Here is a 19,161-nt window from a genome sequence, read left to right as displayed (position 1 = left end):
CATATGCCAATTGCACATTCAATTGGCATATGCGGTTCTTGCATGTCTCTGGCGCGACGCCGAGCCCGACGCCAACCAGGCCCGAACACAGCATTTCTGACGACTCAAAAGGTATTGGGGCTACCACTGCATCCCGCCCGGCGCATGCCCTGGACTCCCGGACCGTGTCGCCGCATCGACATCACCGATCCGGTTCGGGCGGGCAACGCGTCACCGCACGAGCGCACTTCCCGCAGCACACCCGGCATCGGAGCGCGCCGGGCGCCGGAAGCCCGCAGAAAGAAACCCGTATAGAGAGGAGTAGGGACGCATGCCGGACCGGACAGGCGGCCCGCACGGCCACCTAGGCGCCGAGTCCGGCGGGTCGCGACCCGCCAGGCCGACGCACAACCACTTGATCTCGGTCCGGCACCGGGGCGAGGACCCTCACATCTGCGTCGACGCAGGTCATAACGTTTCTGCCGGAACATCAGCGGTCGGGCGGGTGGCTCGAACCCACGGGCGACGGATGATGAGTATCCGGCGGCCCCACACATCGTAGTTGTCTGCCGACTCTCCTCGTCGGCTCACTCCCGGGCCGACGGTATGTCTCTTCCGCGCCGTCGAAATACGTTCACACGCGCTCATCGGGACCGTCAGATGGCGTTCGGACCAGCAGAAATCCCCCGCCACCAGCGGTGACGGATGCCTTGTACGTTCGACTTCCACGCCCCTCCAGTCCCTCCCTGCGAAGGCTCCGGGGCGGCCTCCACCAACTTCCACGCCCGAGGAACCAGCGCGGCCGCCCTCTCCGCGTTCTCCAGGTCCATCTCCTTCAGACGGCTGGTGTACGTGTCCGAATACCAGCCAATTGTCCAGCGACCTCCGTAGCACCAACGCCACCTGGGACCAGCCGGCCGAACAGATGCGTCAGCGACCGCCAGGACCACCGGGCGCTGACGGCGCGCATACGGCCGTAACTGTGGCCGCAATCCTCCTTGTACTCGTCCCCCCTGCTCCGGGGCCCAGGGGAGCCGGCAGGCCGGTCGCCGTCAAAATGCGCCTCCCATGGGGTGATGCCTAATCTTGACCTGGTGGTCCGATGAGGCATGCCGGAGCGGTGCAGACAACACCCCGGCCAGGTCGGCCATACAACTCCGGTCGCAGTCGGCACCTCGCGGACCTCCGCCCAGGCGAAGAGGAGCCGATATGAGTTCACATCGCGTCCGCACCACCGCCGCAGCGGTGACCGCTGTGGTGGCTCTCCCACTTTCGCTCGGAGCGTTCGCCCCGCAAGCGTTCGCCGACAACGCGGAATCCAGCCCTTCCAGCACACCGAGCCCGTTCGGCCCGGGATGCTCCGCGCTGCCGCACGGCGGCAAAGGCAGTGTCAAGGGCATGGCCAAGGAACGCGTGGCCACCGCGGCGGCCAACAACCCGAAACTGACCAAGCTGGCACTCGCGTTGAAGCACGCCGGACTCACCGCCAAGCTCAATCACGCGAAGCACGTCACGGTCTTCGCTCCCACGAACGCGGCCTTCGACAAGATTCCCAAAACACAGTTTGCCGACCTGCTCAGGAACAAGGCGCAGCTGAAGAAGGTCCTGACGTACCACGTCGTGGACAAGACGATCACCCCCAGCGAGCTTCCCAAGGGCAGCTTCAAGACGCTGGAGGGCTCCACGCTCAAGACCTCTGGATCTGGCACGTCGTTCAAGGTCAATGACACCGCCAACATCGTCTGTGGGGACATCAGGACGGCCAACGCCACCGTCTACCTCATCGACAAGGTCCTCGTGCCTCCGGCCTAGGCCGCTTCGCTGCGAGACCTGAACCGGACGTCTCCATCTACCAGGGTTCATCCGCCTGGGCGCCAAACTGGCTCGACGGCCTCAAGCCCGGTTACGGCTTCGGCATCCCCGGCGGCAAGACCGTGGGGCCCTGGAACCTCGCCGTACCGGATACTTGACGCCCCCTGCCCCACCTTCGGGCCGGGCAGGGGGCCGGGGACAGCATTCAACCCGGCGCCGGGTATCAGGGGGCGTCGCGCAGGCCACCCGCCGATTGGCCGGAGGCGCCGGACTCCTGGTGGGCTCGGCGCCGGCGCAGATGCCAGGCCACCAGGACGACGATCACGATGGCGGCCAGCACGAGTGCGAGGGCCCGGCCGACGGTGTGCTCGACCTGGGTATAGGCGGAGCCGGCGAAGTAGCCGAGCAGGGTGAAGCCGACGCCCCAGACGAGGCCGCCCAGGGCGTTGAAGAGCAGGAATGTGCGGTAACGCATGTGCGAGCCGCCGGCCAGGGCGGGCATCATCGCGCGGAAGAAGGCGATGAAACGGCCGAGGAAGACCGCGGCGGGCCCCCGGCGGCGGATCAGTGCCTGGGCGTCGGCGATCCGGTCCTGGTGTCGGCGCAGCGGGCGGGTGGTCAGGATTCGGGGCCCGAAGTGGTGGCCGACCTCGTAACCCACGGAGTCACCGGCGATCGCCGCGAGCACCACGGCCAGGGCGAGCCAGTACACGGAGACGTGGTGCTGACTGGCCAGGACCCCGCCCAGCACCACAGCGGTTTCCCCGGGAAGGACAAAGCCGACGAAGAGGGCATCCTCGCAGAAGACCAGAGCTGCGACGACGGCGTAGATCACCGGGCCGGACAGTCCGGCCAGCCAGTCGGTGATCACGTGCATGCCTGCGCTCTCCTTCGCGGAACGTGAGGGACGTGCTCCGCCGACTCTACAACATGTAGTAGAGTAGCCGGGCGGTCACTACGGGTTCACCCGAACGTCCTGAACTGGCCCCGCGCCACTGTCGGCCTGCGGTCGCCACCGGCGCGGCCGCCCCGGTCCGCCCGGCGGACCTCAGCGCGTCTCGTGTGTGGCGGCGCTGGTGTGCATGGCGTTCTCGAAGAGCTGCTCGGTGTCGTGGGTGGCCTCGGCCAGGCCCGCGCAGCAGACCAGCGTCAACGCGGCACAGACCAACACCGGGCCCCGCCGGAAGGGCGTGGGCGGGGTCAGCAGGGCTTGCACGCGCCGCGGGACCGGGCCGCCGGTAGCCGGGAGAGCGCGTTGCGGTGCCCTTTTCGCGGCCAGTGCCGCGCGGGCGACGGCATGGGCCACCAGAGTGCGGTCCGCGACCGCGGCGGCTGCTTCCTCGTCCGCCCACCGTTCCACCGTGAAGGCCCCCTCCCTGACCAGCGGGCGCAACAGAGGATGCACGGCCGCCGCCAATTGGAGCACGAGCAGGAACAGATGGTGGCGATGGCGCAGATGCGCTCGTTCGTGCGCGAGCAGGGCGCGTCGTTCATCGGCGGACAGTGCCTGAAGCATGCCGGAGGAGACCACGACCCTGCCCGGCATCCCGGGCAGGGCGAACGCTGTCGGCACCGGGTCGTCGACCACGGCCAGATCCCCCGCCGCCGGAAGCTCCCGGCATTCCCGCCACCCGTCGACAAGCACGCGCACCCGCCGCCAGGACACCACTGCCAGCCCCGCCACGGACGCCAGCAGCACCAGCCCGCAGACCAGCGCCACCGAGCGGTGCACCGGATCGTTCGCCGCCAGCACCCCGGCCGACCACGGACCTTCGGAGGCCACCAGCGGGATCTGCCCCACGAGGGTGAAGGCCAGCAGTGCCAGCGCCGTTGCCCAGGTGCCCGCCGCCACCACCGCGGTGCAGGTCAGCAGCCACGTGGCGGCGCGGGGCGGCAGCCTCCGGACGGCCCACGGTGCCGCCACGCCGGACAGCATGCTCAGCAGCAGCGGTACGTACACGTCGATCCGCAACCGTCAATCCTCCTGGTGTCCGTGCAGGAGCCGCTCCAGCACCTGCTCGTCCTCCGCCTCCAGCTCGGAGACGAACCGGGCGAGCACCGCGGCCCGGTCACTGCCCTTTTCCAGCAGCGCCCGCATCCCGGCCGCCGTGTGCGCCGCCTCGTCGCGCACCGCCGCATAGAGATAGGCGCGCCCCGCCCGCTCGCGGGTCACCTGGCCCTTGTCGTGCAGGCGGGTGAGGATCGTCAGCACCGTGGTGTAGGCAGGATCGCCGTGCAGCTGCTCACGTACCGTGCCTGCCGCCACCGGCTCGCCGGCCGCCCACAGGGCCGTCAGCACCTCGCTCTCCAACGCTCCGCGCGCCCGCCGGCCTGCCGCCCCCTGATCGCTCACTCCTGTCGCTCCTTCCGCACACGGATGGGACTGAACACCCAAACTACTACGAGACGTAGGAGATGACTCCGACGCCAAGGCAAGTATGAGGTCGAGCCGGTCCCTGCTGGGCGGTGGGCGCGGTTCAGCCGCGGGCGGGCAGTTCGTCGTCCCGCGGTGCGGTAGCGGCGGGGCGCGCGGACAGGTCCTACACGCTGAGCACGTTCGTGGCCGGCAGGCCGAAGAGCAGGAAGAAGCCGATCAGCAGCCCGGTTTCGGCGAAGATCACCGCGATGACGCCGAGCGCGCCGAGGCCGGTGAGCAGGGACGTGGTGTCGAGCGGATTCAGGGCCGGCGCCGCGGTCCAGCGGCCCACGGGTGGGAGGGCATGGGGTCCTTGTGTGCCGAAGCGGCCGGTCCCGGCGCCACGATGCGTGCGGCCGGAGAGGGACGCGCTTGGCCTCCAGCCGGAGCGAGGTCCCGCAAGGCCGTGATCAAGCGCAACGACTTCCGCGGCTAGGGTGTGGCGCTGCCCTGTCGATTACCACCCGGGCGCTGGCTCATTCCCATCAGGATGAGGCCGGTCAGCAGAAGCGCGCTGCCGAACAGGGTTCCCCACTGCCTGATGTCGATGTCGCTGATCACCGAGAAGAAGACCATCTGCCAGCACAGGGCGAAGGCAGCCACCAGCTGGCCCCAGCCGTAGAGGCGAGGGCGGCGGACCGGCCGCCGGTTCGTGGGGAGCACCCAGCCACGGGTAATCCCCGCTGCGCCGGAGGCGGCGAAGAGCAACGCCACCAGAACAACTGGTATGACGAGGTAGAGCTTCATGGTCCCTCCCTGTGCGCCGGACCCGCGCCGGACGCCCGCATGATCATGGCAGCGGGAGCAGTGCGACGCACTGTTCGAGGGAAGCCACCGGCGCGCCTCCCTGACTCCATCGACATTTCGGCCGAGCATGGGGCGAGCGAGCGATCACGAGGGACACGAAGAGGCCCCCGCCGACGCGGGGGCCTGATGCGTTGTTCCAGGTCAAACGTTTCCGCCAGGAACAGTGGGCGTGGGGCGGGTGGGACTCGAACCCACGGCCGACGGATTATGAGTCCGCTGCTCTAACCGGCTGAGCTACCGCCCCTTTTCGGCGTGGCGCGTACAAATGTGCGCGCCGTCTGCCGCAGCATAGCCGGTCATACGATCTCTCGCTCCGGATGGTCGGCTTCGCATGACCATGAAGCCAGAGTCGGCCGCTGCCCGGTTCCGAACAGCGGAAATCAGACGCGAAAGAGTCCGGGCCGGCGTCGGCCCGGCACGCGAAAAAGGACCCCGAAGGGTCCTCTTCCGTTCCGCTCCCCCGACTGGACTCGAACCAGTAACCCTCCGGTTAACAGCCGAATGCTCTGCCAATTGAGCTACAGGGGATCGCGCTCCCCCGACTGGACTCGAACCAGTAACCTGCCGGTTAACAGCCGGCTGCTCTGCCAATTGAGCTACAGGGGATTGCTGCGTTTGCACCGAACCCTACCTGCCTGGCTGCTGCCGGGCGGCGCGCGTTCGCTGCGACACATACATTAGCGCAAGCAGGGGGGTGCTTCGCCAATCGGTATCGCCCCGGGTGATCTCGGGCGTCGACGGGTAGGCGGGCAGCACACGTCGCACGGAGCAGGAGAAGGGTGGCAACCATGCGGTACCGGCTCACGTTCATCGCCGGAATGGCCCTCGGTTACGTACTCGGCACACGGGCCGGACGCGAGCGCTACGAGCAGCTGAAGAAGTCCGCACGCCAGTTCGCCCAGAATCCGGCCGTGCGCAACAGCGCCGAGTCCGCGGCGCAGAGCGGCCGCGAGTTCGCCGGCAAGGCGTACCACGCGGTGAGCGGCAAAGTAGGGGAGAAGGTGCCCGCCTCGGTGATCGAGCGGGTGCGGTCGCTGCGGGAGCGGGGCCAGGGTCAGGGCACCGAGGACGACTGGGGCACCAGCAACACGTAACCGGGCCGGCCGGCCCTCCTCCCGTACGGGAAGGGTCCGGCGGTGCGGCAGAATCTCCCCATGGGCATAGTCGCCGGCTTGGACAGTTCTTCGGCCTTCACGCACATCGTCGTCTGCGATGCGGACACGGGTGCCGTACTCCGGCAGGGGTACGCCGCACATCCCGTCGAGGCGAAGGCCACCGAGGTGGACCCGCAGGCGTGGCTGCTCTCACTCGGTGAGGCGGCCACCGGCGGGCTGCTCGAAGGTGTGCAGGCCATCGGGGTCTCCGCGCAGCAGCACGGTCTGGTGCCGCTGGACCAGCAGGGCAATCTCGTCCGTCCGGCGCTGCTCGGCAATGACAAGCGGGCGCAGGTCGCCGCGGCCGATCTGATCGACGGGCTCGGCGGGCGGCAGGCCTGGGCCGAGGCGGTCGGGGCTGTCCCGCAGGCCGCGCAGCCGGTGTCGAAGCTACGGTGGCTGGCGCGGAGCGAGCCGGATTCGGCGCAGCGTGTCGCCACGGTGCTGCAGCCGCACGACTGGCTGGTGTGGCAGCTGCTGGGCCGGCCGAGCCGACGGACCACCGACCGCGGTGCCGCGTCCGGGACGGGGTACTGGTCGGCCGGGACCGGTTCGTACCGGCCCGATCTGGTGGAGCTCGCGCTCGGACAGCAGGCGGCGCTGCCGGAGGTGCTCGGTCCCTCCGATGCGGCCGGGACGACGCCCGAGGGGCTGCTGATCTCGGCCGGGACCGGCGAGACGATGGCGGCGGCGTTCGGGCTCGGGGTCGGGGTCGGCGATGCGGTCGTGTCGCTCGGAGCCTCCGGCTCGGTGATGGCGGTGCACCACGAGGCGCTGTCCGATCCGACCGGGATCATCACGTCGTTCGCGGATGCCACCGGGATGCATCTGCCGGTCGTGCACACACTCAATGCGGTGCGCGCTCTGCGGGGCTCCGCCGAGATGCTGGGGCTGGAGAGCCTGGAGGAGCTGTCCGCGCTGGCGCTGAAGTCGACGCCGGGCGCCTCCGGGCTCGTACTCCTGCCCTATCTGGAGGGCGAGCGCACCCCGCATCTGCCGCACACGGCGGGCACGCTGAGCGGGCTGCGGCGCGAGTCGATGAAGCCGGAGCATCTGGCGCGGGCGGCGTTCGAAGGGATGCTGTGCTCGCTGGCCGACGCGCTCGATGTACTGCGCGGCCGTGGGGTCGAGGTGCGTCGGGTGTTCCTGCTGGGGGCGGCGGCCGAACTGCCGGCCGTGCAGGGTCTTGCCCCCGCGCTGTTCGGTACACAGGTCGTCGTGCCGCAGCCGGCCGAGTACGCGGCGCTGGGCGCCGCCCGGCAGGCGGCCTGGGCGCTCGGGGTCTCTCGGGGGACGCTCGATCCGCGGACTCCCCCGGCCTGGCAGGGTGCGGCGGCCCAGGTGCTGGAGCCGGGCGAGGAACTGCCGGTCGGCCAGGCGGTGCGGCAGCAGTACATGGCCACGCGGGACCAGCTTCACCCCGGGGCGTTCGACTCCGCGCGCTGAGCCGGGCACTCTCGGTGACAAGGCCGGTCCCCGGCCGAAGGTTCGGTCTCCGGCGGGTGGACCGGGGCTCGTTTTGACCCGGGCTTGAGGAAAATCGTTCGCGGTCACACCGGGCCTTGCCGGAAAATGGGTCGACTCCCGACCTCCTGCCGACTCCGAGAGACACGCGTGCTCATAAAACTCCTGCGGGGCTACCTCGGCCCGTACAAGAAACCGATCGTGCTACTGGTGGCGCTCCAGCTGCTGCAGACCTGCGCCACCCTCTATCTCCCCTCCCTCAACGCCGACATCATCGACAACGGTGTTGTCGAGGGGGACACGGGCTACATCCTGGAGTACGGCGGCATCATGCTCGCCGTCTCCCTCGCCCAGGTCGTCTGCAACGTGGGAGCGGTCTTCTACGGTGCGCGCACCGCGGCCTCACTCGGCCGGGACGTCCGGGCATCGGTCTTCGACCGGGTTCAGTCGTTCTCGGCACGCGAGGTCGGGCGCTTCGGGGCGCCCTCGCTGATCACCCGTACGACCAATGACGTCCAGCAGGTCCAGATGCTGGTCCTGATGACGTTCACCATGATGGTCTCGGCGCCGATCATGTGTGTAGGCGGCATCATCCTGGCGCTCGGCCAGGACGTTCCGCTGTCGGCGGTGCTGCTCGCGGTGGTGCCGGTACTCGGCATCGCGGTGGGTCTCATCGTGCGGCGGATGCGGCCGCTGTTCCGCACGATGCAGGAGCGGCTCGACACGGTGAACCGGGTGCTGCGCGAGCAGATCACCGGCAACCGGGTCATCCGCGCCTTCGTGCGGGACCCGTACGAGGAGAAGCGGTTCCGCGGCGCCAACACCGAGCTGACCGATGTGGCGCTCTCCACCGGGCGTCTGATGGCGCTGATGTTCCCGACCGTGATGACGGTCGTGAACGTGTCGTCGATCGCCGTGGTCTGGTTCGGTGCGCACCGGATCGACAGCGGCGGGATGCAGATCGGCGCGCTGACCGCGTTCCTCTCCTACCTGATGCAAATCGTCATGTCGGTGATGATGGCCACCTTCATGTTCATGATGGTGCCGCGCGCCGAGGTCTGTGCCGAGCGCATCCAGGAGGTCCTGGAGACCGATTCGAGCGTCGTACCGCCGGTCAAACCGGTGCGGGAGCTGCGCGCCCACGGTCATCTGGAGGTGCGGGGAGTGGACTTCCGCTACCCGGGCGCCGAGGAGCCGGTGCTGCGGTCGGTGGATCTGGTGGCACGGCCCGGCGAGACGACCGCGATCATCGGGTCGACGGGCAGCGGGAAGTCGACGCTGCTCGGTCTCGTACCGCGGCTGCTCGATGTGACGGACGGCCAGGTGCTGGTCGACGGCACGGACGTACGGACGCTGGAGCCGGCACTGCTGGCGAAGACGGTGAGTCTGGTTCCGCAGAAGCCGTATCTGTTCTCCGGGACGGTCGCGACGAATCTGCGGTACGGAAACCCGGACGCGACCGACGAGGAGCTGTGGCACGCGTTGGAGGTCGCGCAGGCCAAGGAGTTCGTCGAGGAGCTGGAGCATGGGCTGCACGCGCCGATCGCGCAGGGCGGCACCAATGTCTCCGGCGGGCAGCGGCAGCGACTCTCGATCGCGAGAACGCTGGTGCGGCGGCCGGAGATCTATCTCTTCGACGACTCGTTCTCCGCGCTCGACTACGCGACGGATGCCGCGCTGCGCGGGGCGCTGTCGCGGGAGACGGCCGAGGCGACCGTGGTGATAGTGGCGCAGCGGGTGTCCACCATCCGTGACGCGGACCGGATCCTGGTGCTCGACGAGGGCCGGGTCGTCGGGTCCGGCACCCATCACGAGCTGATGGACGGCAATGAGACCTACCGGGAGATCGTGCTCTCCCAGCTGACGGAAGCGGAGGCCGCGTAATGGCCGGTCCTGGCGGACGCATGATGGCGGGCGGGGCACCGACCGACCGGTCCATGGACTTCAAGGGGTCCTCGAAGCGGCTAGTGAAGCGCTTCGCGACGGAGAAGGCCACGCTGTACTGGATGCTGGCGGCCGGTGTGCTGAGCGTCGGGCTCTCGGTCGTCGGGCCGAAGATCCTCGGCAAGGCGACCGACCTGGTGTTCGCCGGCGTCATCGGCCGGCGGATGCCCGAGGGCACGACCAAGGAGCAGGCCGTCGAGGGCCTGCGCAGGAGCAACAGCGGCCTCGCCGACATGCTCTCCGGGGTCGACTTCACCCCCGGGCAGGGTATCGACTTCAGTGCGGTGGGGAACGTACTGCTGGCGGCGCTGGCGATCTACGTCGGTGCCGGTCTGCTGATGCTGGTGTCGACGCGGCTGTCGATCCGGGTGATCAACCGGGTCGTGTTCCAGATCCGCGAGGACATCCAGACGAAGCTGTCCCGGCTGCCGCTGTCCTACTTCGACCGGGCCAAGCGCGGTGAGGTGCTCAGCCGGGCGACCAACGACGTCGACAACATCTCGCAGACGATGCAGCAGACGATGGGCCAGCTCATCAACTCCCTGCTGACCATCATCGGCGTGCTGGTCATGATGTTCTGGATCTCGCCGCTGCTGGCGCTGGTCGCGCTGGTGACGGTCCCGCTGTCGGTGGTCGTGGCGACGAAGGTCGGCAAGCGGTCGCAGCCGCAGTTCGTGCAGCAGTGGAAGGTGACGGGCAAGCTCAACGCCCATATCGAGGAGATGTACACCGGGCACACCCTGGTGAAGGTCTTCGGACGGCAGGAGGAGTCCGCGAGGGACTTCGCCGAGCAGAACGACGCGCTGTACGAGGCGAGTTTCAAGGCGCAGCTCAACAGCGGGATCATGCAGCCGCTGATGATGTTCGTGTCGAACCTGAACTATGTCCTGATCGCCGTCGTCGGTGGTCTGCGGGTGGCGTCGGGTTCGCTGTCGATCGGTGACGTCCAGGCGTTCATCCAGTACTCGCGGCAGTTCTCGATGCCACTGACGCAGGTCGCGTCGATGGCGAACCTGGTGCAGTCGGGCGTCGCGTCCGCCGAGCGGATCTTCGAGCTGCTGGACGCCGAGGAGCAGGACGCCGACCCCGAGGCGGGTGAGCGTCCGGCGGAGCTGCTCGGCAGCGTCTCGCTGGAGAAGGTGTCGTTCCGCTACGACCCCGACAAGCCGCTCATCGAGGACCTGTCGCTGAATGTCGAGCCGGGCCACACGGTGGCGATCGTCGGCCCGACCGGTGCCGGCAAGACGACGCTGGTCAACCTGCTGATGCGCTTCTACGAGGTGACGGGCGGGCGGATCGCTCTCGACGGGGTCGACGTGGCGAAGATGTCGCGCGACGAGCTGCGGTCGGGGATCGGCATGGTCCTGCAGGACACCTGGCTGTTCGGCGGTTCGATCGCGGACAACATCGCGTACGGCGCTTCGCGCGAGGTCACCCGGGAGGAGATCGAGGAGGCGGCGAGGGCGGCCCACGCCGACCGCTTCATCCGTACCCTGCCGGACGGTTACGACACGGTGATCGACGACGAGGGCTCCGGGGTCAGCGCAGGTGAGAAGCAGCTGATCACCATTGCGCGGGCGTTCCTGTCCGACCCGGTGATCCTGGTGCTCGACGAGGCGACGAGCTCCGTCGACACGCGTACCGAGGTGCTGATCCAGAAGGCGATGGCCCGGCTGGCGCACGGCCGTACGAGCTTTGTGATCGCGCACCGGCTCTCCACCATCCGGGACGCGGACGTCATCCTGGTGATGGAGAACGGATCGATCGTCGAACAGGGCACGCACGAGGAGCTGTTGGAGGCGCAGGGGGCCTACGCCCGGCTGTACGCGGCACAGTTCGCGCAGGCGGTCGCCGAGGTCGACTGATCCCTCACGGAAGTTCTGTCGTCACACTGCCGTCGTCACCCGGAGGGCGGCGCGCGGCGCGCGGCGCCCGGTGTGTGTGCCGGGCGTCGTGCGGCGTCCGGCGTCCGGCAGTGTGACGACAGAACCTGGGGCCTTCCGGGTGGATCAGGCCGCATCAGGGAGCGGCCCGCCGCGGAGCGGCTGGACAGGACCTAGTCGAGGTAGCCGCGGAGCTGGTCGGCGAAGGCGTGGTCCCGCAGCTTGTTGAGGGTCTTGGATTCGATCTGGCGGATGCGCTCGCGCGTCACGCCGAAGATCCGGCCTATCTCCTCAAGCGTGCGGGGCCGGCCGTCGTCCAGCCCGTAGCGCAGCTGGACGACCTTCCGCTCCCGCTCGTTCAGGGTGGAGAGCACCGCTTCGAGGTGCTCGCGCAGCAGCAGGAACGCGGCGGACTCCACGGGGGACGCCGCGTCGCCGTCCTCGATCAGGTCGCCGAGCGCGACGTCGTCCTCCTCGCCGACCGGTGCGTGCAGCGAGACGGGTTCCTGGGCGAGCCGCAGCACTTCGCCGACCCGTTCCGGCGTCAGGTCGAGCTGGGCGGCGACCTCTTCGGGCGTCGGCTCGTAGCCGCGCTCCTGGAGCATCCGGCGCTGGACCCGTACGACGCGGTTGATCAGCTCGACGACATGGACCGGAACCCTTATGGTCCGCGCCTGGTCGGCCAGGGCGCGGGACATGGCCTGCCGGATCCACCAGGTCGCGTACGTCGAGAACTTGTAGCCCCGGGCGTAGTCGAACTTCTCGACCGCCCTGATCAGTCCGAGGTTCCCCTCCTGGACCAGATCGAGCATGGTCAGCCCGCGGCCGACGTAGCGTTTGGCGACGGAGACGACGAGCCGCAGGTTCGCCTCGATCAGACGGCGCTTCGCCATCCGCCCCATGACCACCAACCGGTCCAGATCGACGGCGAGCCGGGAGTCCGGGTCCGGGGTGCTCGCCAGCCGCTCCTCGGCGAACAGACCGGCTTCGACGCGGCGGGCGAGTTCCACCTCGTCGGCTGCGGTGAGCAGCGGGATGCGTCCGATCTCCCGCAGATACTGGCGGAAGAGGTCAGAGGACGGGCCGCCGGTGTCGGGGCGCCCGCGCGGCTCCGGCGGTTCGGGCAGCTCCGCCTGCTCCTCCATGACGTCGGCTGCTTCGGGTATTTCCGACGACTCGGGCGGTTCGGGTGTCGGCGGGTCCAGCGCGGCCTCCGGATGATGCATGGCCCGGTTCTGCGCGGGGACGGCCGAGACACGCTCGGTTGTGGTCACGGTCCGGGTCTGCACGGGGGCGACCTCCAGGTGATCGCTGCCGGATCGCGGGGGATGGGGGCCCACCGTGCAGTGGGCAGACCGCGCTCCGATGACTCAGGCACCGCCATCCAGTGTGGGGGAAGACTCATCGCCGCCACGAGGGGCGTGCGCGGACTTTCTGAGTCCGGTCCGTAACCGCTCGGTTACCGGAGGGAACCCTCAGGGGTCGGTCAGAGTGCGTCGGCACCGTGATTGTGCAGGGACTGGGCGTACTGCTGCAGCACCCAGACCTCGTTCTGCGCGGCCGCCAGGTGATCCGGGGCGACATTGCTGCCCAGGCGGGTGAGGCTGCCCTGGACGTCGTTGATCCGGCGGTCCACGGCTCGCAGCCGGACCTTGACCAGATGCTCGCCCGCGTACGCCTCGTCGATGGACTTGCCGTGGAAGACCTCGACGGCGAGCTCGGTGACCAGCTTGCGCACAGTGTCGTTGGGGGCGGCGTCGAGGACGCCGACCAGATACTCGCGGTTGTCGGCGAGGCCCTGTTCGGCGCCGCCCGCCTCCGCGATGCACTGGCGCACCGCGGCGTACGGCGGGGCGGTGAACTCGTCGATCCCGTAGGCGTCGAAAGCCGGGGAGACCAGGGCGGGCTTCTGCAGGGCGAGCTTGAGGAGCTCCCGCTCGGTGCGGTGGGCCGGGCTGCGGAGGTTGAGCGCGGGGCCCGAGGGGCCGGCGAGGGCCTGGACCTGCTGGTGCGGGGGGCCGCCGCGGGAGGGTGCGGGTGCGGGACCCCGGTCGCCGCGGTCGCGGGCCCAGCGGGCGAGCTGGGCGACGCGCTTGACGACGAACTGGGTGTCGAGAATGCCGAGCATCCCGGCCAGCTGGACGGCGACCTCGTGCTGGGAGGAGCTGTTCTTGATCCGTGCGACGACGGGCGCGGCCTCGTCGAGCGCGGCGCCGCGGCCCGCCGGGGTCTCCAGGTCGTACCGCCCGACGATCTGGCGGAGCGCGAACTCGAAAAGCGGGGTGCGGGGTTCGACCAGGTCACGGACGGCCTCGTCGCCCTTGACGAGGCGCAGATCGCACGGGTCCATGTTGTCCGGGGCGATCGCGATGTACGTCTCCGCGGCGAACTTCTGGTCGTCCTCGAAGGCGCGCAGGGCGGCCTTCTGACCGGCCGCGTCACCGTCGAACGTGAAGATCACGCGGGCGCTGCCGTTGTCCATCAGGAGCCGGCGGAGGATCTTGATGTGGTCGCCGCCGAACGCCGTGCCGCAGGTGGCGATGGCGGTGGTGATCCCCGCGAGGTGGCAGGCCATGACGTCGGTGTAGCCCTCGACGACGACGGCCCGGCTGGCCTTCGCGATGTCCTTCTTCGCGAGGTCGATCCCGTACAGCACCTGCGACTTCTTGTAGATCGCGGTCTCGGGGGTGTTGAGGTACTTGGGGCCGTTGTCGTCGTCGCGGAGCTTGCGGGCGCCGAAGCCGACGACCTCGCCCGACGTGTCGCTGATCGGCCACATCAGCCGGCCGCGGAAGCGGTCGATGGGGCCGCGGCGGCCGTCCTGGGAGAGGCCGGAGGTGATCAGCTCCCGGTCGCTGAACCCCTTGCCGCGGAGGTAGCGGGTGAGGTGGTCCCAGCCGGCCGGGCTGTAGCCGACGCCGAAGTGGGCGGCAGCCGCCTGGTCGAAGCCGCGCTCGGCGAGGAACTTCCGGCCGATCTCCGCCTCGGGGCTGTCCAGCTGCTCGACGTAGAACTGGGCGGCGATCTTGTGCGCCTCGACCAGCCGGATGCGCTCGCCGCGCTGGTGGGAGGGGTTGTAGCCGCCCTCCTCGTACCGCAGGGTGATGCCCGCCTTGGCGGCGAGGCGCTCGACCGTCTCGGAGAAGGAGAGATGGTCGATCTTCATCACGAAGGCGATCGTGTCGCCGCCCTCCTGGCAGCCGAAGCAGTGGAAGAGACCCTTGCTCGGGCTGACCTGGAAGGAGGGGGACTTCTCGTCGTGAAACGGACAGAGCCCCTTGAGGTTGCCTCCGCCCGCGCTCCTCAGCTGCAGGTACTCGGAAACGACGGCGTCGATCGGGACCGCGTCCCGGACCGCCTTCACATCGTCGTCATTGATCCTGCCTGCCACGGGTGAAGTCTACGGGTGGGCTCGGACAGGACAGGTCCGTGATCGGTGTCGCGGGCGCCGGGCGGGATGGTGATCACACCCGCCCGGCGCGGAACAGCAGCTTCCGCAAAGGGCTCAGACCAGGGATTCCAGCGGTACCGACGGGTCCGCGAGCGCGTCCGCGTCGACCGGCCGGCCGGCCTTGATCAGCTCCTGCAAGGTCTCGGTGACGTCCCACACATTGACGTTCATCCCGGCCAGCACCCTGCGGTCCTTCAGCCAGAACGCGATGAACTCCCGCTTGCCCGCGTCCCCGCGGATCACGACCTGGTCGTACGAGCCCGGCGGCGCCCAGCCCGAGTATTCGAGCCCCAGGTCGTACTGGTCGGAGAAGAAATACGGCACCCGGTCGTAGCTGACGTCCTGGCCGAGCATGGCGCGGGCCGCGGCCGGACCGCTGTTCAGCGCGTTCGCCCAGTGCTCCACGCGCAGCCGGGTGCCGAGCAGCGGGTGCAGCGCGTTGGCGACGTCCCCGGCCGCGTAGATGTGCGGGTCGGAGGTGCGCAGCGAGGCGTCGACGGCGATGCCGCCGCCGTCGCTGCGGGCCGCGATGTCGAGACCGGCGGCCTCGGCGAGGGCGGCGCGCGGGGCGGCGCCGATCGCGGCGAGCACGTCGTGGGCGGGGTGTTCCTCGCCGTCGTCGGTGCGGGCGGCGAGAACCATCCCGTTCTGGCCGATGATCTCGGTCAGCTTGCGGCCGAAGTGGAAGCGGACGCCGTGGTCGCTGTGGAGCTCGGTGAAGATCTGGCCGAGTTCCGGGCCGATGACCCGGAACAGCGGGGTCGCCTCCGGTTCGACGATGGTGACCTCCGCGCCGTATCTGCGAGCCGCCGCCGCGACCTCAAGGCCGATCCAGCCAGCTCCGGCGATCACCAGATGGCCGTTGTCGCGGCCGAGCGCGGACAGCACGTTCTTCAGCCGGTCGGCGTGCGCGAGGCGGCGCAGATGGTGGACGCCCGCCAGGTCCGTACCGGGAATGTCGAGGCGGCGCGGTTCTGCGCCGGTGGCGAGCAGCAGCTTGTCGTAGTGGATGACCGTGCCGTCTCCGAGCTCCACGGAGCGGGCGTCGCGGTCGAGAGCGGTGACGGGCGTGCCGAGGTGCAGCTCCACATCGGCGCCTGCGTACCAGGCCGTCTCGTGGACGAATACGCTCTCGCGTGCCTCCTTGCCGACCAGATAGCCCTTGGAGAGGGGAGGCCGTTCGTACGGATGGTCACGCTCATCGCCGACCAGGATCACCCGGCCGCTGAACCCCTCCGACCGGAGTGTCTCTGCCGCCTTCGCTCCTGCCAGTCCTCCGCCGACGATGACGAACGTGCGATGTGCGTCGACCACTTGATGCCTCCTCGGTGCTTGCTGCGCGGCGCCGCCAACTGCGAGCGTCCCGCACGCAGCGTGATGGCGAAAGAGGGTGTACCCCGATCAGGTCACACCCAGTGGTCACAGGCCAGTCTGCCGACCGGGACCGGCACCACGCAGAGCAGGGTCCCCCGGACGGAGCCGGCGACACCTGGATACGGGGCCGGAGTGGGCCGGTGGCATGGGGTGTGCTGTGAGACAGCTGCTTTCACGGCGGCCCGGCTCCCCTGCGCAGTGCGGTATGTGCTCCCAGCACATCACCTGCGGCATTGCTGTGCGTCATCGCCGCGCCCCACTGCCGCAGGACATGCCCGAGGGAGCCGCCTGCGAGGGACCCCGGGTGCGTGCCGGCGGAGACGCTCCCTGCGGATGGTCCCGCCTGCCGCCCCCGTGGGGCACGCGTGGACCACCGCCCGCCACGGAGTCCTGCGGACGGCGGCCCGCGGAACGGGCCTGCCGGGCTCTCACCCCTCCCGCGACCACCGCCCCCGCGAGGTGAGCGAGGTGTTCAGGGAGCGGGCCGACGCATCGGTGAGGGCGGCGATCTGGTCGACCAGGACCCGCTTGCGCGCGCGGTCGTCGGGCGCGTGCTCGTACAGCGCGCGGAACTGCGGTTCCATGCCCTCCGGGGCGCGCGCGGTCAGCGCCGCCGCCAGTTCGGCGATGATGATCCGCTGGTCGGCACGGATCGCCTCCTGTTCGGAGCGCTGCATCACATAGCGGTCGGCCACCGCCTTCAGGACCGCGCATTCGCTGCGCGCCTCGCGGGGGACGACGAGTTCGGCGGCGTACCGTCCGAGGCGGCCGTGCCCGTACGCCTGCCGGGTGGCGGTCTCCGCCGCGAGGCAGAACCTGCCGATCAGCTGGCTCGTCGCGTCCTTCAGGCGGGCCTGGGCGACAGCCGATCCGTCGTAGCTGTGCGGCCACCACTCCTGGGCCATGAGCCGGTCGAGGGCGTCGGCCAGCTCCTGCGGGTCGGTGCCGGCCGGGACGTACCGTCCGATCGCGACGTCCCAGATCTCGCGGCGCTCCGGCTCGGCGAAGAGGCAGTTGGGGTCGATGTGACCGGCGTGCAGCCCGTCCTCGAAGTCGTGCACCGAGTACGCGACGTCGTCGGACCAGTCCATCACCTGGGCCTCGAAGCACTTGCGGTGCCGCGGGGCGCCCTCGCGGGCCCAGCGGAAGACCGGCAGGTCGTCCTCATAGACCCCGAATTTCGGCGAGCCGGGGTCGGTGGGGTGGGCGCCGCGCGGCCACGGGTACTTGGTGGCGGCGTCGAGCGCGGCCCGGGTCAGATTGAGCCCGACACTGACCAGCTCGCCGGTCCGCACATCGCGCACGAACCGCTTCGGTTCGAGGCGGGTCAGCAGCCGCAGCGACTGGGCGTTGCCCTCGAAGCCCCCGCAGTCCGAGGCGAAGTCGTTGAGCGCCTGCTCGCCGTTGTGCCCGAACGGCGGGTGCCCCAAGTCGTGCGCCAGGCACGCCGTCTCGACCAGGTCGGGGTCGCAGCCGAGTGCGGCCCCGAGCTCCCGGCCGACCTGGGCGCACTCCAGGGAGTGGGTGAGTCTGGTCCGGGGGCTGGCGTCCCAGGCGAGGCTGCGGGTGCCGGGCGTGACGACCTGGGTCTTCCCGGCGAGTCTGCGCAGCGCGGCGGAGTGCAGCACGCGGGCGCGGTCCCGCTGGAAGGCGGTGCGACCGGGCCGTTTGTCGGGCTCGGTGTCCCAGCGCTCGGCGTCGGCAGCACCGTAGGGCGCGGTGCTGTGGTCCTGTGTGCCCTGCGTACCGTCCATGGTTCCGACAGTAATCGGCCGGACCGACAAGACGGCTCAGGCAGACGCCAGGAGAGGCCCGTTCGCCGCGGATTCATGCGCCTCACGTGCGCCGGAACGTGCCTGGCCGGCCAGCGCCCGGTCGTACCGGTGCAGGATCAGCCGCGCCATCGCGGGGTGCGCGCCCAGCGGAGCCGCAGCGGTCCCGGGGCGGCAGCGGCGGCAGCTGTGCCGACTCCGTCATGGACCGATGGTGCAGGGCGTAGATTGCCGGGCCGTTGCGCAGGGGTGACGGGGCGTTGCCGCGGACTCACGGAGCGGCCGGCGGCCCGAAGAGGCCCTCCAGGACGTGCGCGACCCCGTCCTCCTCGTTGGACACCGTGTGCGTGGGTACGGCGGCGAGCACGGCCGGGTGGGCGTTGCCCATGGCGTAGCCGATGCCCGCCCAGTCGAGGACGGTCAGGTCGTTGGGCATGTCACCGAAGGCGATGACCTCTGTGGCGTCGATCCCGCGCCCGGCGCAGAGCTCGGCGAGGGTGCCCGCCTTGGTGACTCCGGACGCGCTGATCTCCAGGAGTCCGCGTCCGCCGGAGTGGGTGAACTGCACTTCGCGGCCCGTCGCGCCAGCCCCTTCGCGGGCGGCGGCCAGCAGAGTGTCTGCGTCGAGCCGGGCGGACCAGGCGAGGAGTTTGGTGACGGGCACGTCGGTGAGCCACAGGTCGGCGAGGGACGGTACGGGCAGTTCGGCGTCGATGTCCTCGGAGAGCCGCAGCCGGTACGCCGGTTCGTACAGCACCTGGTTGCCGGTCTCCAGGGCGAATCCCACCTCCGGCACGGCGGCGGCGACCGCCGTGGCCACGCGCCGGGCGACGGCGACGGACAGGGCGCGGGAGGAGACGACCGTACGCGTCCCGATGTCGTAGACGAGCGCGCCGTTGCTGCACACCGCCGTCCCCGCCAGCCCGGTCGCGGCGGCGAGCCGGTCGACGAACCTGGGCGGTCTGGCGGTGACGAGGACGACCTCCGCACCGGCGCTCTCGGCCGTGCGCAGGGCGCGGAGGGTGCGGGGTGAGAGAGTCCCGTCGCCCCGCAGGAGAGTGCCGTCGAGGTCGGAGGCGATCATCCGGGGAAGCAGCATCGCACG

15 protein-coding genes, 3 tRNA genes and 1 pseudogene are annotated in these 19,161 nt (G+C 69.9%); 5 read left to right on the top strand and 14 right to left on the bottom strand.

Translation table 11 applies throughout. From position 1 onward, the window contains the following. The first annotated feature begins 1,188 nt into the window (after positions 1–1,188). On the top strand, positions 1,189–1,791 hold the full coding sequence (locus tag OH809_RS29270) for a fasciclin domain-containing protein (RefSeq protein WP_406419201.1): 603 nt from the start codon (positions 1,189–1,191) through the stop codon (positions 1,789–1,791). A gap of 223 nt (positions 1,792–2,014) precedes the next feature. On the opposite strand, the gene OH809_RS29265 is transcribed toward OH809_RS29270, so the two are convergent. From OH809_RS29265 to OH809_RS29230, 8 genes are all read right to left on the bottom strand, one after another. After that, positions 2,015–2,668, bottom strand: a complete 654-nt coding sequence (locus tag OH809_RS29265; RefSeq protein ID WP_406419203.1) for a DedA family protein — start codon at positions 2,666–2,668, stop codon at positions 2,015–2,017. A gap of 171 nt (positions 2,669–2,839) precedes the next feature. Beyond that, entirely contained in the window at positions 2,840–3,763 is a 924-nt protein-coding gene (locus tag OH809_RS29260; protein ID WP_406419205.1) for a M56 family metallopeptidase, read from the bottom strand. Positions 3,764–3,766: 3 nt separating this feature from the next. Then, entirely contained in the window at positions 3,767–4,144 is a 378-nt protein-coding gene (locus OH809_RS29255; protein ID WP_406419207.1) for a BlaI/MecI/CopY family transcriptional regulator, read from the bottom strand. 187 nt (positions 4,145–4,331) lie between these two features. Then, entirely contained in the window at positions 4,332–4,499 is a 168-nt protein-coding gene (locus OH809_RS29250) for a hypothetical protein (RefSeq protein WP_406515843.1), read from the bottom strand. A gap of 140 nt (positions 4,500–4,639) precedes the next feature. Then, positions 4,640–4,954, bottom strand: a complete 315-nt coding sequence (locus OH809_RS29245) for a hypothetical protein (RefSeq protein ID WP_406515842.1) — start codon at positions 4,952–4,954, stop codon at positions 4,640–4,642. A gap of 230 nt (positions 4,955–5,184) precedes the next feature. Further along, positions 5,185–5,258 (bottom strand) — tRNA-Ile (locus tag OH809_RS29240). A 211-nt stretch (positions 5,259–5,469) separates the two neighbouring features. After that, positions 5,470–5,542 (bottom strand) — tRNA-Asn (locus OH809_RS29235). Between the two features lie 5 nt (positions 5,543–5,547). Next, positions 5,548–5,620: transfer RNA gene (locus OH809_RS29230), tRNA-Asn, on the bottom strand. A gap of 182 nt (positions 5,621–5,802) precedes the next feature. Here OH809_RS29230 and OH809_RS29225 point away from each other — a divergent pair. The 4 genes from OH809_RS29225 to OH809_RS29210 all read left to right on the top strand — a co-directional run bounded on the left by OH809_RS29225 (position 5,803) and on the right by OH809_RS29210 (position 11,441). Further along, positions 5,803–6,108: a YtxH domain-containing protein gene (locus tag OH809_RS29225; protein ID WP_406424914.1), complete on the top strand. Its 306-nt coding sequence runs from the start codon at positions 5,803–5,805 to the stop codon at positions 6,106–6,108. 60 nt (positions 6,109–6,168) lie between these two features. After that, positions 6,169–7,614: an FGGY family carbohydrate kinase gene (locus OH809_RS29220; protein WP_406515841.1), complete on the top strand. Its 1,446-nt coding sequence runs from the start codon at positions 6,169–6,171 to the stop codon at positions 7,612–7,614. 168 nt (positions 7,615–7,782) lie between these two features. Continuing rightward, entirely contained in the window at positions 7,783–9,516 is a 1,734-nt protein-coding gene (locus OH809_RS29215) for an ABC transporter ATP-binding protein (RefSeq protein ID WP_406419215.1), read from the top strand. Continuing rightward, the gene (locus OH809_RS29210; protein ID WP_406419217.1) at positions 9,516–11,441 is read left to right on the top strand and encodes an ABC transporter ATP-binding protein; all 1,926 of its coding nucleotides are present in this window, start codon (positions 9,516–9,518) and stop codon (positions 11,439–11,441) included. Before OH809_RS29215 ends, OH809_RS29210 begins: the two co-directional genes overlap by 1 nt. A gap of 191 nt (positions 11,442–11,632) precedes the next feature. On the opposite strand, the gene OH809_RS29205 is transcribed toward OH809_RS29210, so the two are convergent. The 6 genes and pseudogenes from OH809_RS29205 to OH809_RS29180 all read right to left on the bottom strand — a co-directional run bounded on the left by OH809_RS29205 (position 11,633) and on the right by OH809_RS29180 (position 19,140). Then, on the bottom strand, positions 11,633–12,748 hold the full coding sequence (locus OH809_RS29205) for an RNA polymerase sigma factor (protein ID WP_406419219.1): 1,116 nt from the start codon (positions 12,746–12,748) through the stop codon (positions 11,633–11,635). Positions 12,749–12,945: 197 nt separating this feature from the next. Then, positions 12,946–14,850, bottom strand: a complete 1,905-nt coding sequence (gene dnaG, locus OH809_RS29200; protein ID WP_406419221.1) for a DNA primase — start codon at positions 14,848–14,850, stop codon at positions 12,946–12,948. Between the two features lie 114 nt (positions 14,851–14,964). Beyond that, positions 14,965–16,224, bottom strand: a complete 1,260-nt coding sequence (locus OH809_RS29195) for an NAD(P)/FAD-dependent oxidoreductase (RefSeq protein ID WP_406419223.1) — start codon at positions 16,222–16,224, stop codon at positions 14,965–14,967. Between the two features lie 488 nt (positions 16,225–16,712). Then, positions 16,713–18,038, bottom strand: coding sequence for a deoxyguanosinetriphosphate triphosphohydrolase (locus OH809_RS29190; protein ID WP_406419225.1), 1,326 nt, complete (start codon positions 18,036–18,038; stop codon positions 16,713–16,715). A 36-nt stretch (positions 18,039–18,074) separates the two neighbouring features. After that, positions 18,075–18,227, bottom strand: a pseudogene (locus tag OH809_RS29185) (sirohydrochlorin chelatase); the annotation flags it as partial. A gap of 100 nt (positions 18,228–18,327) precedes the next feature. After that, on the bottom strand, positions 18,328–19,140 hold the full coding sequence (locus OH809_RS29180; RefSeq protein ID WP_406424916.1) for a Cof-type HAD-IIB family hydrolase: 813 nt from the start codon (positions 19,138–19,140) through the stop codon (positions 18,328–18,330). Positions 19,141–19,161: the final 21 nt, after the last annotated feature.

It is taken from the genome of Streptomyces sp. NBC_00873 (assembly GCF_045207415.1).
Taxonomy (GTDB): domain Bacteria; phylum Actinomycetota; class Actinomycetes; order Streptomycetales; family Streptomycetaceae; genus Streptomyces.
The sequence above is the reverse complement of the archived record's forward strand: the minus strand, read 5'-3'. Positions and strand labels throughout refer to the sequence as shown.